We start from the raw sequence: 13,554 nt of genomic DNA, 5'->3' as shown, positions 1-13,554 counted from the left end.
AAAACGCTTAAAGAGGTGAAGAAATGTCGAAAACAATTTCTATTAATGCAGGAAGCTCAAGCTTAAAATGGCAACTCTACTTGATGCCGGAAGAAAAAGTATTGGCTAAGGGCTTGCTGGAACGGATTGGTCTCAAGGATTCTATTTCAACAGTGAAGTTTGACGGTCGTTCAGAAAAGCAGGTTCTTGATATTGCAGATCACACGCAGGCCGTAAAAATTTTGCTGGATGATTTGAAACGCTTTAATATCATCGAATCTTATGATGAAATTACCGGTGTGGGCCATCGTGTTGTGGCTGGCGGTGAACACTTTAAGGATTCAGCCCTCGTTGATGAAGAAGTGATTCAAAAGGTAGAGGAGTTGTCTCTTCTGGCTCCATTGCATAATCCAGCCAATGCTGCAGGCATCCGTGCTTTTAGAGAAATTCTGCCAGACATTACCAGCGTGGTAGTCTTTGACACCTCTTTCCATACAACTATGCCGGAAAAAGCTTATCGCTATCCGATTCCGACTAAATATTACACTGAAAACAAGGTCCGCAAGTACGGAGCTCACGGGACCAGCCATGAGTATGTAGCCAAGGAAGCTGCTAAAGTTTTGGGACGTCCGATTGAAGAACTCAAGCTTATTACTTGTCATATCGGTAACGGAGCTTCCATCACAGCGGTTGACAAGGGCGTTTCTGTAGATACCTCTATGGGATTCACACCACTTGGCGGCGTCATGATGGGAACGCGTACAGGGGATATCGACCCAGCTATCATTCCTTACCTGATGCAATACACAGATGACTTTAATACTCCGGAAGATATTAGCCGCGTCTTGAACCGTGAGTCAGGCCTGCTGGGAGTTTCTGAAAAGTCTAGTGATATGCGTGATATTCATGAGGCGATGCGGGCAGGTGATGCCAAGGCTCAATTAGCTAATGACATTTTTGTAGACCGGATTCAAAAATACATTGGTCAGTATCTTGCTGTCTTAAATGGAGCTGATGCTATCATCTTTACTGCAGGAATTAGTGAAAATTCTGTGACCATTCGTGAACTGGTTATTAATGGTATTTCTTGGTTTGGCTGTAACGTAGACCCAGAAAAGAATGTGCGTGGTGCAGAAGGCGTGATTTCCAGTCCTGATGCCAAGGTCAAAGTCTTGGTTATCCCGACTGACGAAGAATTGGTCATCGCGCGTGATGTCGAACGTTTCAAAAATCAATAAATCTAAAAGCTCAGTTTGACTGGGCTTTTTGTATGCTTTAAGAAAAAAATTCTTGGTCTTTGGCTTTGGAATAAACTGAGCGATTCTATCTCATAGTCACTATCAGTATTGGCTCACAATACGTGATATATAAAATGTTTGCAGTTAAGAATTGTCTATACAAAATAAGAAAATTGAGCTATACTAGGAAGGAAAAGGAGGAAGATATGAAAGCAATTCTAAAAAAATTAGAGTACATTCTACTGACTTTGTTTGTCTTATTTCTCAGCCAGATACCATTTATATTTATCCGACAGATGACTGCTTCTGAAAAGAATTTTTCAGCTGGACAGACTATCTTTGTGCTGGTGGTATATCTTTTGATTATCTTTTTTGTTCTGAGAATGGCTAAGCAAGAAGAACTGCTGAGCCTTGACTTTAGCTTTTTTAAATGGTCTTTGTTTGGCTGGTTAGCTGTTTCTAATGTTGTCATGATTGGCGTCAACATGCTGGGAGCAATTATCATGCTGCTGGAAGGTCAGGCCATATCCACTGCCAATCAGGATGCCTTGAACGCTTTATTTCAGCATGTACCCAAGATTTTATTAGTGGTAGGAGCTGTGATTCAGGCCCCTATCTTGGAGGAAGTAGTCTTTCGCGGCTTGATTCCTCAGAAAATTTTTACCAAGCATTATGTTTGGGGATTGGTTGTAGGAGTCATTCTTTTCGGTCTTTTTCATGGCCCGACCAATATCGGCAGTTTTGTTATATATGCAGGTATGGGTGCTGTTTTAGCTGCGGTTGCTTACATATTTAAGCGTTTGGAAATGTCTATTTTGGCACACATGCTGAGAAATGGAGTTGCAGTACTCATTATGATACTGACAGGTTTGGTGAACAAGTAAGAAAGCAGAGAATATCTGCTTTTTTTGTCATTTGAGGCACAAATTAGGACATTTGAGGGGATTTCTACCAGCTTGCTCTTACTTCTTCTATAATGATAAGAGAAGAATGGAGAGAATATGCTGAAATTAGAAAAAATCATTCAATTGTTACTACTGGCTATGTTGACTCAGACGGGACTGCTGCTCATGCTTCATCCAATGCCTCATCGCTTGGTCTTTAGTCAGGCTAATCTGCTTTTTATGGTGGGCTTGCTGGGGTTGCTTTTTTGTTGTGCCTTTTATTTTTCCAGAGAACTTCAGGAAATCAAAGGTTCTCTGCGTCAGTCAAGCAACTATCGACACTTGCTTTTCTTGTATTTTTTGATGATTTTGGTCAATGCTGCGGGGATTCTTCTGCTGTGTGGCAAGGAGGTGCAATCAGGACAGGCGGTGGAGCAGATGCTGACGGAGAGTTTTCTGTCATCTTCTCTTTTGCTTCTGGGGATTGACATCGCCGTTTTATCCCCCGCGGCACCGAAATTTGTTAACAGGGACTGGTCTCTTCGCTATCGGAAGAGCTGGGGGATTGCACTAGGTTTGCTCTGCTTTTCCCTTGCGAAAAATCCTCAGGAAACTCTGTGTTTTCTGTCCTATCTGCTTTTGGGATTAGTCTTTGCCCGTCTCCTCAGGCCTTATTTTCAGCATTTGGAGCTGTCTATGCTGGCCCATATTCTCCGAAATATGATTATTCTCAGTCTTTTACCCTTTTGCTTTTAGAAAGTGTTTTGTCAAATAGAAGAATTATGGTAAAATGGTAAATGAAACAAGGGGCTAGATAAGGTCTTCTTGTGAAGTCGAGTGCAGTTCATAGGACTGGATGCTGCATCTGCTGAGAGCTTTGCGGTACACTAGATGAGTGTGCCTTTTTTGTTGAAGAGCAGGGCAGTCGATAGAAATGAGATGAAAGTCAAATGGTGAATCTAAAAGCAATTGCTCCAGATGGCCGAACGGGCCTCTGTGGCATTATCAATGCGACGCCGGATTCCTTTTCAGATGGTGGGCGCTACAATACGGTTGAGACGGCATTGGCTCAGGCTAGAAAGCTGATTGCTGAGGGGGCTCACATGCTGGATATTGGTGGTGAGTCTACTCGGCCAGGCAGTCATTTTGTGGCTATTCAAGAAGAGATAGAACGGGTGGTGCCGGTCATTGAAGCTATTCGTCGGGAAAGTGATATTCTGATTTCTGTGGACACTTGGAAGTCGGAAGTGGCTGCAGCGGCATTGGCTGCGGGTGCAGATATCATCAACGATATTACCGGTCTCTTGGGCGATGAAAAGATGGCGGAGACAGCTGCGAAATATGGCGCGCCAGTCATTGTCATGTTTAATCCAGTGATGGCTCGTCCTCAACATGCCAGCTCAAAAGTTTTCCCAGAATTTGGCTTTGGTTCAGCCTTCACAAAGGAAGAGTTATCTCTTTTTGCAGAGCTACCAATTACAGAACTGATGTGGAAGTGTTTTGAGAAATCTTTGAAGGTGGCAGAACATGCCGGCCTTTCGCGTGATAATATCATGCTGGATCCAGGGATTGGTTTCGGTTTGACCAAGCGGGAGAATCTTCTCCTTTTGCAGGAGCTGGATAGTCTCCATCAGGCTGGTTTCCCTATTTTTCTTGGGGTTTCTCGTAAGCGGTTTCTCGTTAGTATCTTAGAAGAAAACGGCTTTGAGGTCAATCCTGAGACTCAGGATGGCTTCGAAAACCGTGATACAGCTTCAGCCCATCTGACTACCCTTGCGGCCAGCAGAGGCGTTGAAGTTGTCAGAGTGCACGAAGTGGCTAAGCACCGGATGGCTGCTGCCGTTGGCGATGCGATTCGTCTAGCGCAGCAGACAGAAGATCTCAATCTAGGTCAGTATAAGTAAGATGAAAAAACAAGAATTACCTGATTTAAGCTGGCTGGAAGCCTATCGAACAGCCAGTCCCAATTTTGGCTTGGAGCGGATGGAGCGTTTGCTGGAGTTGCGAGGGAATCCGCATTTGCAGCTACCAGTCATCCATATTGCGGGGACTAATGGCAAGGGTTCAACCATTGCCCATCTGCGCCAACTTTTGGAGGTGCGAGACCAGCGTGTTGGCACTTTCACCTCTCCCTACCTAGTCAGCTACAATGAGCAGATTGCCATTAATGGCAATGCGATTTCCGACCAAGATCTTCAGCGATTGCTGAGCCTTTATCAGGACCTCTTAGCCCAGCATGCGACAGACTCTGGCTTGCAGGGGGTGACTGAGTTTGAGATTGTAACTGCTCTTGCTTATGATTATTTTGTCCAGCAGCAGGTGGATGTGGCTATTATCGAGGTCGGCATGGGTGGGCTTTTGGACAGTACCAATGTCTGCCAGCCCTTGCTGACTGCTATCACAACAGTCGGTCTGGATCATGTGGCCTTGCTGGGTGACAGTCTAGAGGCTATTGCCCAGCAGAAAGCTGGCATTATCAAGCCTGGAGTTCCCATTGTGACCGGTAGGTTGGAGCCAGAGGCTCTGGCAGTAGTTGAGCAAAAGGCTGCTGAAAAAGATGCTCCGCTCTTTTCTTGGTCTCAAGACTATCAAGTGGAACATCAAGAGTCAGAGGAGGGGGAGTGCTTTTCCTTTTCGAATGCCTATCGGGCCAAAGACTTGTATCAAACAGCTCTGATGGGACTGCATCAGGCAGATAATGCTGGACTAGCTCTGCACTTGTGCGACCTATGCTGTCAGCTACAGTCGCTGCCCTTATTGACAAAAGCAGAGGTTGAGAGTGCTTTGCTTGCTGCTGTATGGCCAGGGCGTTTGGAAAGGATATCGGATCAGCCGCTTATTCTTCTGGATGGAGCCCATAATCCCCATGCCCTGCGGTCGTTAGCAGCGACACTGGACCAGCATTATCCGACTTATAAGAAGCACATTTTATTTGCTTGTATCCAAACCAAGGCCTTGGATGATATGGTGGAGCTTCTGCAAAAGATTCCCAAAGCAGCTATAAGCTTGACAGCCTTTGCTGATCCGCGGAGTTTTTCTAAAGAGAGCATGCAAGCCCTGACTGAGCAGCAAGACCTGTCTTACAATGAATGGCCGGATTATTTAGCAGATTATTTAGCAGTAGAGCATGAGTCAGATGAGCTTTTGCTGATTACGGGTTCTCTTTATTTTCTGGCTCAGGTTAGAAAATCAATCCTTGAGAATCGCGAGTTAGACTTTGCTGAGCGTCCTTCTCAGTCAAGTCAATTATCAAAAAATAAAAATGAACATAGGAGCATATATGGACACGAAGAAAATTGAAGCAGCTGTAGCCCAGATTATTGAGGCGGTTGGAGAAGATGGAAGCCGCGAAGGTTTGCAGGAGACGCCACAGCGCATTGCTAAAATGTACCAGGAAATATTTGCTGGGTTGGGTGAGACTGCTGAGGAGCATCTGGCCAAGTCTTTTGAAATCATTGACAATAATATGGTAGTGGAGAAGGATATTTTCTTTCATTCCATGTGTGAGCACCACTTCCTGCCATTTTACGGGAAGGTTCACATCGCCTATGTGCCTAATGGTCGGGTAGCAGGCCTGTCCAAGCTGGCCCGAACAGTAGAGGTCTATGCCAAGAAACCGCAGATTCAAGAGCGATTGACTGTAGAGATTGCTGAGGCCTTGATGGACTATCTGGGTGCTCAAGGGGCCCTGGTCTGGGTAGAAGCTGAGCATATGTGTATGAATATGCGCGGAGTCAGAAAGCCTGGCACTGCAACGGTTACTACAGCGGCGCGTGGCATTTTAGCGACGGACAAGGACCTAAAAAATGAAGCTTACAAACTGATGGGACATTGATTTTATCAGTGGTGGAGCATTTCAGGAAAGACCAAATAGTTTTATTAAGGATGAAATGCAGAAACTTGAATCAGAAAGGATGAGAGAATGGATCAGCTGCGCATAATGGATTTGGAAGTATATGCTTATCACGGTCTGTTTGGAGCGGAGAAGGAATTGGGCCAGCGTTTTGTGCTGGATCTTATTTTGGATTATGATATGACTCGGCCTGCCAAAACAGGCGACCTGACAGCTTCTATCCACTATGGAGAATTGGCTCAGGATTTGACCCACTGGTGTCAGGAAAGCAAGGAAGACTTGATTGAGACGCTGGCTTATAAGCTGATTGATCGGATTTTTCTGACTCATCCTTTGGTGCAAAAGGTCAGCTTGGAGGTCAAGAAGCCTTGGGCACCGGTGCCGCTGCCTTTAGAGACCTGCTCAGTCAAGCTAGTGCGTCAAAAGCGGAAAGCCTTTATCGCTCTGGGAAGCAATCAAGGCAGCCCAGCAGCCAATCTGGATGCGGCTTTGGAAAAAATGGCAGAACAAAATATAAGAATTTTGCAGGCATCAAGTCGTATCGAGACGGAGCCTTGGGGTGGGGTTGAGCAGGATCCGTTTCTCAATCAAGTTGTTGAAGTTGAAACTTGGCTCAATCCTGAGGAGTTAATGCAGACGCTCTTGGCTATCGAAGCGGATCTAGGGCGCGTGCGGGAGATCAAATGGGGACCTCGTGTGATTGATCTGGATATCCTTTACATAGGGCAGGAGGAGATATATAGTCCAGATTTGATTGTTCCTCATCCTTATGTGGCTGAGCGAGCTTTTGTCTTGCAATCTCTGGTAGAAATCGCCCCACACTTTGTCGATCCCGTGCAGAAAAAAAGCATCCGCCAGCTCTGGGATGTGGTTGAAAAATGAGAAAAGAAGCTTGTCGCAAGGCAAGTTTTTTCATTGTCTGAACTTTCTCTGAACTTGCCCCTGTATACTAAAGAAAAATCAAAAGGAGTTCAGTATGGAACATATGGTGAAAATAGAAGGGGTCTGCAAGAAGCATGGCAGCAAGCAGATTTTAGAAGATATTTCTTTTACAGCTAGAAGCGGGCGGATTACAGCTTTTCTGGGCCCAAATGGCGCAGGGAAAAGTTCGACCTTGAGGATTCTCTTGGGGTTAGATCGGGCGACAACAGGAACTGCGACTTTTGATGGGCAAACCTATCAGTCAATGACCTATCCGCTCAGAACGGTAGGTGCAGCCTTTGACGGCATTGGCGGTCTGCCAAATCGAAAGGTCTATGACCACTTGAGGATTATTGCGGCGAGTAATGCTATTCCCAAGTCTCGGATCGATGAGGTTTTGGAGATGACTGGAATCGCTCATAAGAGGAAGGACCTCTTGTCAAGCCTGTCTCTGGGGGAAGGTCAGCGGCTGGGTTTGGCCGCAGCTTTGCTGGGTGATCCTCAGTTTCTTATATTAGATGAGCCGACTAATGGACTGGATCCAAGTGGGATTAAGTGGTTTAGAAAGTTCATCCGTCAGCAGGCTGATTTAGGGAAAACGGTACTTCTATCCTCCCACATCTTGTCAGAGGTGCAAATGGTGACAGATGATGTAGTCTTGATTCATCATGGGCGAATTATTGAGCAGGGACAATTGGAAGAGGTGCTGCAAGATTCAGACAGTCTAGAAGATCTCTTCTTTGATTTGACAGAGGAGGTTTAAGATGAAAGAAACGATGTCCTTATTGCATTCAGAATGGTTGAAAATTTGCTCAACCAAGGCTTTCAAAGTGAGTATGGCCTTCATGCTGCTATTGGTGCCTATCGTATCTTGGCTGGAGGGTCGGCAGTATTTATCTGTCGGCTTGGATGCCACACCTGAGACGGTTCCCGGCCTGGCAGAAGCCATTGACCCGCTGGAATATCTAGGCCTCAATGGGGCTTCTATGGCAGGCATGGTTTTGGTCATCTTAGCTGGAATTTTGGGAGCTATGGAATTTCAGTCTCATAGCTTGAGAACCAGTCTCTTGTCCTGTAATAACCGCCTGAAGTTGCTTGTGGGGAAACTCATGACCTTTGCTTGCTTTTCTCTTGCCAGTAGCTTTTTATCGATTTACTTTAGTTATATGGTCATGCACCTGGCTTTAGGAAAGGAAGGGCTTAATCCAATTCTGCTCAATCAAGCAGCTTGGAGTTTAATTTTGTGGAAAACCTTATCTCTAACCTTATTAGGAATCCTTTCATTTTTGTTAGGTTTATTGGCTAGGACCATGCTGGTTCCTCTGCTTTTTCTCGTACCACAGATCTATAATCTGGGAAACTACCTAGCTGCTCACACGAGTTGGGGGGCTTATTTGCCACAGCCAGCAGGAGAGTTGTTTGCTGCAACGCCAACTTCCCAATATGCCAACAATCCCTTGCAAGGACTGTTGATACTTGGTGCATGGTTATTAGTCATCGGCGGTATGACCTCTCTGCGCTTTTTGAAGACGGATTTAGGAGGGCGATACTGATGATAAAAGCTCTACTTAGAAGCGAATGGATTAAGTTCCGTTCTTACTATCTCGCTCTTGGTGCAGCCTTGGTGGCTCTGGTAATCGTTCCATTTTTTCTGATGAATCTTGACTACAGTCAAACAGCAGTTGGCCAGACAAAGGCTCTGAGTGAGGCTTTGCATGCCCTCTATCTGGCACAGCCTGTCATCGTCATCTTTACTTCCCTCTATTTTGCCCAGGAGTTTGTCAAGTCTGGGATGCGAACGAATTTTCTAACCGTATCAAATAGAAAGGCTTGGTTGGCTGGGAAATTCCTTTTTCTGGCCGTGCTGCTCTTGGTTCTCTATAGTGTCATTATAAGTAGCTGTTTCTTTGTTATGCTGGCTCGATTTGACCTAGACTTTAGCTGGTCCTTACTGGGGAAATTCCTTTATTACAACTTTTTTGGTCTTCTCAGCAATCTTTTTCTAGCTTTCTTAACTGCCGGCCTCGCTTTGCTCTTTCAATCTTGGGTTGTGCCGGTGTCGGTGCTCTTTCCTCTCTTGATTGGTCTCAGCCGTTTATTGGCAACGTTCATCAAGGAAGCAAAATACTTGCCCGACCTGGCTACGCTAAATCTTTTTGAGTATGAAGGGCTTCAGCATTCAATAGATCTATCAGGGCTGGGAACACAGCTGTTATGGTTAGCTTTGGTTTGGAGCTCTGCTATATTCTTAACCTTGAAACGAGATGTTCGCTAGAGGTATGCTATAATGGAAATCATGAGACAGTATCGTATTTTGGTGGTTGATGACGACCGGAGCATTTTGAAGCTAGTGAAAAATGTCCTAGAGCTCGATGCTTATGATGTGACGACGCTTGATTGGATAGAAGAGCTAGATCTGACGCATTTTGTCGGATATGACTTGATTCTGCTGGATGTGATGATGGAGCCTGTTAATGGTTTTGAGCTGTGTTCCTACATTCGTCCTCATCTTTCGTGCCCAATCATCTTTCTGACGGCCAAGGAATTTGAGACGGACAAGGTGGAAGGGCTCTTTCGTGGTGCAGATGACTATGTTGTCAAGCCTTTTGGGACCAAAGAATTGCTGGCGCGTGTCAGAGCTCATCTTCGGCGGGAGGAAAGACGGGAGGAGCGATATTCTGAAATTGCTTCTTGTCAATTTTATCCAGAGCGCTATGAAGTTGCCTGTTTTGGTAAAGTCTTGAAATTTTCAGAGCGAGAGTTTAAGTTACTGCATTTACTAGCTAGCAATCCCAAACAGACCTTTTCAGCTGAACGCCTGCATACCTTGCTTTACCCAGAAAGTTCAGAAACACAGCTTCGCTCCATCTCAGAATACGTATATCAGATTCGTCAAAAATGCAAACAAGAAGGGCTACAAGCAATCGCAACAGTGAGAGGAGTAGGCTATAGATGGCAATTAGAACCCGAAATTTCAAAAGCCTAGTCTGGACAACCAGTTTAAAAATCGTCTTTTTTCATGTTTTGATTTTTGCATTGATAGGCTATGAATTTTCTCAAGGTGGCAAGCAGGTTCTTTTTACCTTGTTCTTCTGGGCAGGGAGCTTGCTGCTGATTACTTTTTATCATATTTTAAAATTGCTCCGAAAAATCGACAGGGAAATAAAAATGCTAACAAGTGAGAAGCTTTTAGAAGAAAATCAAAGCAAGCTATTTCGGATTGAGGAGATGCTAGAGGTCTATGGCGATTTGCGGAGTAGCCACCAAGAAAATGCTCGTCTTCTAGAAAAAGAGCAGCAGCATAATCAGGAGTTGATTCTACAGCTATCAGCGACATCGCACGATTTGAAGACGCCCCTAACTGTGATTAAGGGGAATGCTGAGCTCTTGGAATTGGCGCAGTTAGGCCAGCCACAGGCAGACTATGCTTCTGAGATTTTGCAGGCCAGTCACAAGATGGAAGAGTATTGTGGTTCTTTGATTGATTACGCTAAGACTTTTCAGATTGATTCTAATCAGTTCAGTCAGCTTTCCTTAGGGGACTTTTTGGCTTATCTCCAGGACGATTGGGCACTGTTCAGCAAACAAGAAAGCCATCGTTTTTCTCTCCAAGAAGATTGTAATCCTAGCTTAAGCTTGTCTATTCATTTGGACTATCTCAAGCGAGCTTTGCTCAATATTTTACTGAATGCGCTTGAACATGCTAACCAAGACCAAAAAGAAGTGAAGCTGACGGTATCATTACAACAGGACCAGTTGGTTTTTGCTATCTGGAACAATGGCCCTGCATTTTCAGAGGAGATGCTGCTGGGAGCAGACCAACTCTTTTACAAGAGTGACCAAAGCCGCAATTCAGCTAATCCCCATCATGGCATCGGCTTAGCTTTTTCTAAGCAAGTAGCTCTCTTGCATGGTGGTCATCTGACCCTGCTCAATCCAGATCAAGGAGGAGCCTGTGTCGAGTTGACTGTTGCCTTTAAAAGGCAAATAACAAAGGAAATCAATCAAGATGATAAAAGAGAGTGGGACAGAAATCGGTAATTCGTTAGAATTCGATTTCGTCGTCCCACCTCCGCACAGTTGAGTAGGGCTGTAAAAGCTGATGGAATCAGCGTAGTAGAGCCCACTCAACCACTGCGTCTTGCTCGACAATCCAAAGACAATTGAGAGGCTAGGACTTTTGTCCCAGCCTCTTTTTTTACCGCTTTCTTCTTGACAAAAGATGTAAAGGAGACTATACTATGTTTAAAAAGCAAAGCTTATTTTACATAGCAAAAGGAGGCAACCTTGGAAAATCGAATTCAAGAATTGCGAAAAAGAAAAAATCTCAGCCAGGAAGAACTGGCTGAGAAGCTAGAGGTCACGAGACAAACGATTATTTCTTTGGAAAAGGGACGCTACAATGCTTCGCTCCTTTTGGCTCATAAAATTGCATCCTTTTTCAATTTAAGGATTGAAGAAGTGTTTCTCTTTGAGGAGGATGAATCATGAAATGGACTTATATGCTCAAATGGGGACTAGGTTTCTTAGTAGTCCTTGTCTTGATCTTTCTTCATTTACAGTTCGATTTTATCCCTAAGGAAATCCTGCCTGTTGTGGGAATGATCTTGATTGTGCTGATCTTGAAAATTTTTCAAGCGTATGAAAAATAGGAGGCCGACATGGAAACATTAACTAAACAAGAATTTCGAAAAAAACTTCAAAAGAAAGTTATCGTGGGACGTATCTTAACCTTTATCATCTTGGTGGGATTGGCTTGGAGCCATTTTCATTCTCTGGATGATCTTCAGGAAGGAGTCATGGTCGGCATCCTGCTGGGGCTTGCCTTGATGACTATTCGGTATAATCTTGCCCTAAGACGGGAGGAAAATTTTGATCGGCTCTACATTCAGGTGACTGATGAGCGCAATCGCATGATTGACGAAAAGACCCGCACTCTGCTTTTTAATATCCTTTTGCTGCTGGCAGCCTGCTTGAGTGTCCTGTCCATGATTTTCCCAATCATCTTAAGTCTCAATCAGTTTCTGACCTTGACCATTATTCTGGTTTTGGGACTTTATTATCTCTTGCGCTTTCTCCTGTCCAAGCGTTATTAACAAAAAAGCTGGCAGAGCCAGCTTTCTCAACAAGCTTTTAACAGAGCTTGTTTTTATTTTCTATAAAGTCGATCGTACTGGTAAACGGGATCCATGGTGACGTGGATTCCTAGCTTGCGCAGGACGTTTTTGTCTTCATCTGTCAGAGTGACAGTGGAGTGGGCCTCGCTACCTTTGAGATTACCGAGTTGCTGCATAGCATTTGCTGCATCTTGATTTTCCATGGCTGTGATTGCCAGAGCCATCAAGATTTCGTTTGAGTGGAGGCGAGGATTGCGGCTGCCCAGATGGTTGATTTTTAAGCCTTGGATTGGCTTGACATACTCAGGCTCGATCAGCTTAGTCTCTTTGGCAATATTGGCTAATTTCTTAATAGCATTAATCAATACAGCAGCCGTAGGGCCAAAGAGTTCAGAGGTTTTACCAGTTACTATTTCACCGTTTGGCAATTCCAAGGCCAGAGCTGGCTCGCCAGTGCTTTCAGCCTTATCGCGTGCTATAACTGTTACCTTACGGTCCAGCGGTGTGATGCCCAAGTCGTTCATCAAGAGTTCGATTTTCTTGATAGCAGATTCAGAAACGCGCTCCGCCTTGAAATCCAGAATAGTCTGGTAGTAGCGACGGATGATTTCCTGCTGAGATGCCTCGATAGCTGCATCATTATCTACAATAGCAAAGCCGACCATGTTGACGCCCATGTCCGTTGGAGAAGCATAAGGTGATTTGCCTAGGATGCGCTCCAGCATACGCTTGAGGACTGGGAAAATTTCGATATCACGGTTGTAGTTGACAGTGGTTTCGCCGTAGGTTTGCAAGTGGAAAGGATCGATCATGTTGACATCGTCCAAGTCTGCTGTCGCTGCCTCATAAGCTAAATTGACTGGATGGTGCAGGGGCAGATTCCAAACGGGGAAGGTTTCAAACTTGGCGTAGCCTGACTTGATGCCATTGATTTGGTCATGATACATATTGGACAAGCAAGTTGCTAATTTACCAGAACCAGGACCAGGTGCGGTCACTACGACTAGATTACGGCTGGTTTTGATGTAGTCGTTTTTCCCCATACCTTCAGGAGAGATAATATGGTCCATGTCAGTCGGGTAGCCCTTAATCGGGTAGTGGATGTAGGAGGCGATACCATTCTTTTCCAGCTGGCTGCGGAAGAGGTCCGCCGCCGGCTGACCGGAATACTGGGTGATGACCACTGAGCCTACATAAATATCCAACTCGTTAAAGGTATCGATTAGTCTCAGCACTTCCTGATCATAGGAAATACCCAAATCACCACGCGCCTTAGAGTGCTCAATGTTGTTGGCATTGATAGCAATGACAATCTCTACTTGGTCCTTGAGCTCTTTGAGAAGTCTGATTTTATTGTCCGGCTCATAGCCTGGCAGGACGCGGGCGGCATGGAAGTCTTCCAGCATTTTACCGCCGAATTCCATGTAAAGTTTGCCCTCAAATTGATTAATGCGCTCCAAGATATGGTCGCGCTGCAAGTTTAAGTATTTCTCGGAATCAAAAGCAATTTTTTTCATGTATATTTTCACCTCTGCTAAGCATTATAACAAAATTTTCTTCAA

16 protein-coding genes are annotated in these 13,554 nt (G+C 44.9%); 15 read left to right on the top strand and 1 reads right to left on the bottom strand.

What is annotated here, in order from left to right; genetic code table 11:
• Positions 1-23 precede the first annotated feature (23 nt).
• The 15 genes from HMPREF9380_RS00735 (at position 24) to HMPREF9380_RS00800 (ending at position 11,971) form a co-directional block, all read left to right on the top strand.
• The gene (locus tag HMPREF9380_RS00735) at positions 24-1,217 is read left to right on the top strand and encodes an acetate kinase (protein WP_004193736.1); all 1,194 of its coding nucleotides are present in this window, start codon (positions 24-26) and stop codon (positions 1,215-1,217) included.
• A 134-nt stretch (positions 1,218-1,351) separates the two neighbouring features.
• Complete coding sequence (locus HMPREF9380_RS00740) at positions 1,352-2,101, top strand: CPBP family intramembrane glutamic endopeptidase (RefSeq protein WP_004193733.1); 750 nt, start codon at positions 1,352-1,354, stop codon at positions 2,099-2,101.
• A 117-nt stretch (positions 2,102-2,218) separates the two neighbouring features.
• On the top strand, positions 2,219-2,857 hold the full coding sequence (locus HMPREF9380_RS00745) for a type II CAAX prenyl endopeptidase Rce1 family protein (protein ID WP_004193732.1): 639 nt from the start codon (positions 2,219-2,221) through the stop codon (positions 2,855-2,857).
• A gap of 194 nt (positions 2,858-3,051) precedes the next feature.
• Positions 3,052-4,005 carry a dihydropteroate synthase gene (gene folP / locus HMPREF9380_RS00750; RefSeq protein WP_004193731.1) on the top strand — a complete coding sequence of 318 codons (954 nt, stop codon included), beginning with the start codon at positions 3,052-3,054 and terminating at the stop codon, positions 4,003-4,005.
• Position 4,006: 1 nt separating this feature from the next.
• Positions 4,007-5,401, top strand: coding sequence for a bifunctional folylpolyglutamate synthase/dihydrofolate synthase (locus HMPREF9380_RS00755; protein ID WP_004193728.1), 1,395 nt, complete (start codon positions 4,007-4,009; stop codon positions 5,399-5,401).
• Positions 5,382-5,936 (top strand): GTP cyclohydrolase I FolE, encoded by a 555-nt coding sequence (gene folE / locus HMPREF9380_RS00760; protein WP_002903492.1) that lies wholly within the window; start codon positions 5,382-5,384, stop codon positions 5,934-5,936. The genes HMPREF9380_RS00755 and folE overlap by 20 nt, the downstream gene beginning before the upstream one ends.
• A gap of 87 nt (positions 5,937-6,023) precedes the next feature.
• Positions 6,024-6,836 (top strand): 2-amino-4-hydroxy-6-hydroxymethyldihydropteridine diphosphokinase, encoded by an 813-nt coding sequence (gene folK, locus HMPREF9380_RS00765; protein WP_004193726.1) that lies wholly within the window; start codon positions 6,024-6,026, stop codon positions 6,834-6,836.
• Between the two features lie 94 nt (positions 6,837-6,930).
• Positions 6,931-7,638, top strand: a complete 708-nt coding sequence (locus tag HMPREF9380_RS00770; RefSeq protein ID WP_004193723.1) for an ABC transporter ATP-binding protein — start codon at positions 6,931-6,933, stop codon at positions 7,636-7,638.
• A gap of 1 nt (position 7,639) precedes the next feature.
• Complete coding sequence (locus HMPREF9380_RS00775; protein WP_004193721.1) at positions 7,640-8,428, top strand: lantibiotic ABC transporter permease; 789 nt, start codon at positions 7,640-7,642, stop codon at positions 8,426-8,428.
• Positions 8,428-9,150: a hypothetical protein gene (locus HMPREF9380_RS00780; RefSeq protein WP_004193718.1), complete on the top strand. Its 723-nt coding sequence runs from the start codon at positions 8,428-8,430 to the stop codon at positions 9,148-9,150. Before HMPREF9380_RS00775 ends, HMPREF9380_RS00780 begins: the two co-directional genes overlap by 1 nt.
• A gap of 12 nt (positions 9,151-9,162) precedes the next feature.
• Positions 9,163-9,861: a response regulator transcription factor gene (locus tag HMPREF9380_RS00785; protein ID WP_004193715.1), complete on the top strand. Its 699-nt coding sequence runs from the start codon at positions 9,163-9,165 to the stop codon at positions 9,859-9,861.
• A complete protein-coding gene (locus HMPREF9380_RS00790) occupies positions 9,828-10,916 on the top strand; it encodes a sensor histidine kinase (protein WP_004193714.1) in 1,089 nt (362 codons plus the stop codon). The genes HMPREF9380_RS00785 and HMPREF9380_RS00790 overlap by 34 nt, the downstream gene beginning before the upstream one ends.
• 246 nt (positions 10,917-11,162) lie before the next feature.
• Positions 11,163-11,366 carry a helix-turn-helix transcriptional regulator gene (locus tag HMPREF9380_RS00795; protein ID WP_002901686.1) on the top strand — a complete coding sequence of 68 codons (204 nt, stop codon included), beginning with the start codon at positions 11,163-11,165 and terminating at the stop codon, positions 11,364-11,366.
• Positions 11,363-11,527: a hypothetical protein gene (locus HMPREF9380_RS11950; RefSeq protein WP_004193711.1), complete on the top strand. Its 165-nt coding sequence runs from the start codon at positions 11,363-11,365 to the stop codon at positions 11,525-11,527. The genes HMPREF9380_RS00795 and HMPREF9380_RS11950 overlap by 4 nt, the downstream gene beginning before the upstream one ends.
• A 9-nt stretch (positions 11,528-11,536) precedes the next feature.
• Complete coding sequence (locus tag HMPREF9380_RS00800; protein WP_004193709.1) at positions 11,537-11,971, top strand: hypothetical protein; 435 nt, start codon at positions 11,537-11,539, stop codon at positions 11,969-11,971.
• Positions 11,972-12,024: 53 nt separating this feature from the next.
• Here HMPREF9380_RS00800 and HMPREF9380_RS00805 read toward each other — a convergent pair whose 3' ends face one another.
• Positions 12,025-13,509 carry a DUF1846 domain-containing protein gene (locus tag HMPREF9380_RS00805; RefSeq protein ID WP_004193707.1) on the bottom strand — a complete coding sequence of 495 codons (1,485 nt, stop codon included), beginning with the start codon at positions 13,507-13,509 and terminating at the stop codon, positions 12,025-12,027.
• Between the last annotated feature and the right edge of the window lie 45 nt (positions 13,510-13,554).

Origin of the sequence: Streptococcus sanguinis SK49 (genome assembly GCF_000212815.1) — a bacterium.
In the GTDB taxonomy this organism is placed as follows: domain Bacteria; phylum Bacillota; class Bacilli; order Lactobacillales; family Streptococcaceae; genus Streptococcus; species Streptococcus sanguinis_C.
This window is presented reverse-complemented; position numbering and strand designations above follow the sequence as displayed.

What these genes read in the sequence shown, in the direction of transcription:
- HMPREF9380_RS00735 (WP_004193736.1), top strand. Translation starts at nt 24, where the DNA reads ATGTCGAAAACAATTTCTATTAATGCAGGAAGCTCAAGCTTAAAATGG.
- HMPREF9380_RS00740 (WP_004193733.1), top strand. Translation starts at nt 1,352, where the DNA reads ATGTTTGCAGTTAAGAATTGTCTATACAAAATAAGAAAATTGAGCTAT.
- HMPREF9380_RS00745 (WP_004193732.1), top strand. Translation starts at nt 2,219, where the DNA reads ATGCTGAAATTAGAAAAAATCATTCAATTGTTACTACTGGCTATGTTG.
- folP (WP_004193731.1), top strand. Translation starts at nt 3,052, where the DNA reads ATGGTGAATCTAAAAGCAATTGCTCCAGATGGCCGAACGGGCCTCTGT.
- HMPREF9380_RS00755 (WP_004193728.1), top strand. Translation starts at nt 4,007, where the DNA reads ATGAAAAAACAAGAATTACCTGATTTAAGCTGGCTGGAAGCCTATCGA.
- folE (WP_002903492.1), top strand. Translation starts at nt 5,382, where the DNA reads ATGGACACGAAGAAAATTGAAGCAGCTGTAGCCCAGATTATTGAGGCG.
- folK (WP_004193726.1), top strand. Translation starts at nt 6,024, where the DNA reads ATGGATCAGCTGCGCATAATGGATTTGGAAGTATATGCTTATCACGGT.
- HMPREF9380_RS00770 (WP_004193723.1), top strand. Translation starts at nt 6,931, where the DNA reads ATGGAACATATGGTGAAAATAGAAGGGGTCTGCAAGAAGCATGGCAGC.
- HMPREF9380_RS00775 (WP_004193721.1), top strand. Translation starts at nt 7,640, where the DNA reads ATGAAAGAAACGATGTCCTTATTGCATTCAGAATGGTTGAAAATTTGC.
- HMPREF9380_RS00780 (WP_004193718.1), top strand. Translation starts at nt 8,428, where the DNA reads ATGATAAAAGCTCTACTTAGAAGCGAATGGATTAAGTTCCGTTCTTAC.
- HMPREF9380_RS00785 (WP_004193715.1), top strand. Translation starts at nt 9,163, where the DNA reads ATGGAAATCATGAGACAGTATCGTATTTTGGTGGTTGATGACGACCGG.
- HMPREF9380_RS00790 (WP_004193714.1), top strand. Translation starts at nt 9,828, where the DNA reads ATGGCAATTAGAACCCGAAATTTCAAAAGCCTAGTCTGGACAACCAGT.
- HMPREF9380_RS11950 (WP_004193711.1), top strand. Translation starts at nt 11,363, where the DNA reads ATGAAATGGACTTATATGCTCAAATGGGGACTAGGTTTCTTAGTAGTC.
- HMPREF9380_RS00800 (WP_004193709.1), top strand. Translation starts at nt 11,537, where the DNA reads ATGGAAACATTAACTAAACAAGAATTTCGAAAAAAACTTCAAAAGAAA.
- HMPREF9380_RS00805 (WP_004193707.1), bottom strand. Translation starts at nt 13,509, where the DNA reads ATGAAAAAAATTGCTTTTGATTCCGAGAAATACTTAAACTTGCAGCGC.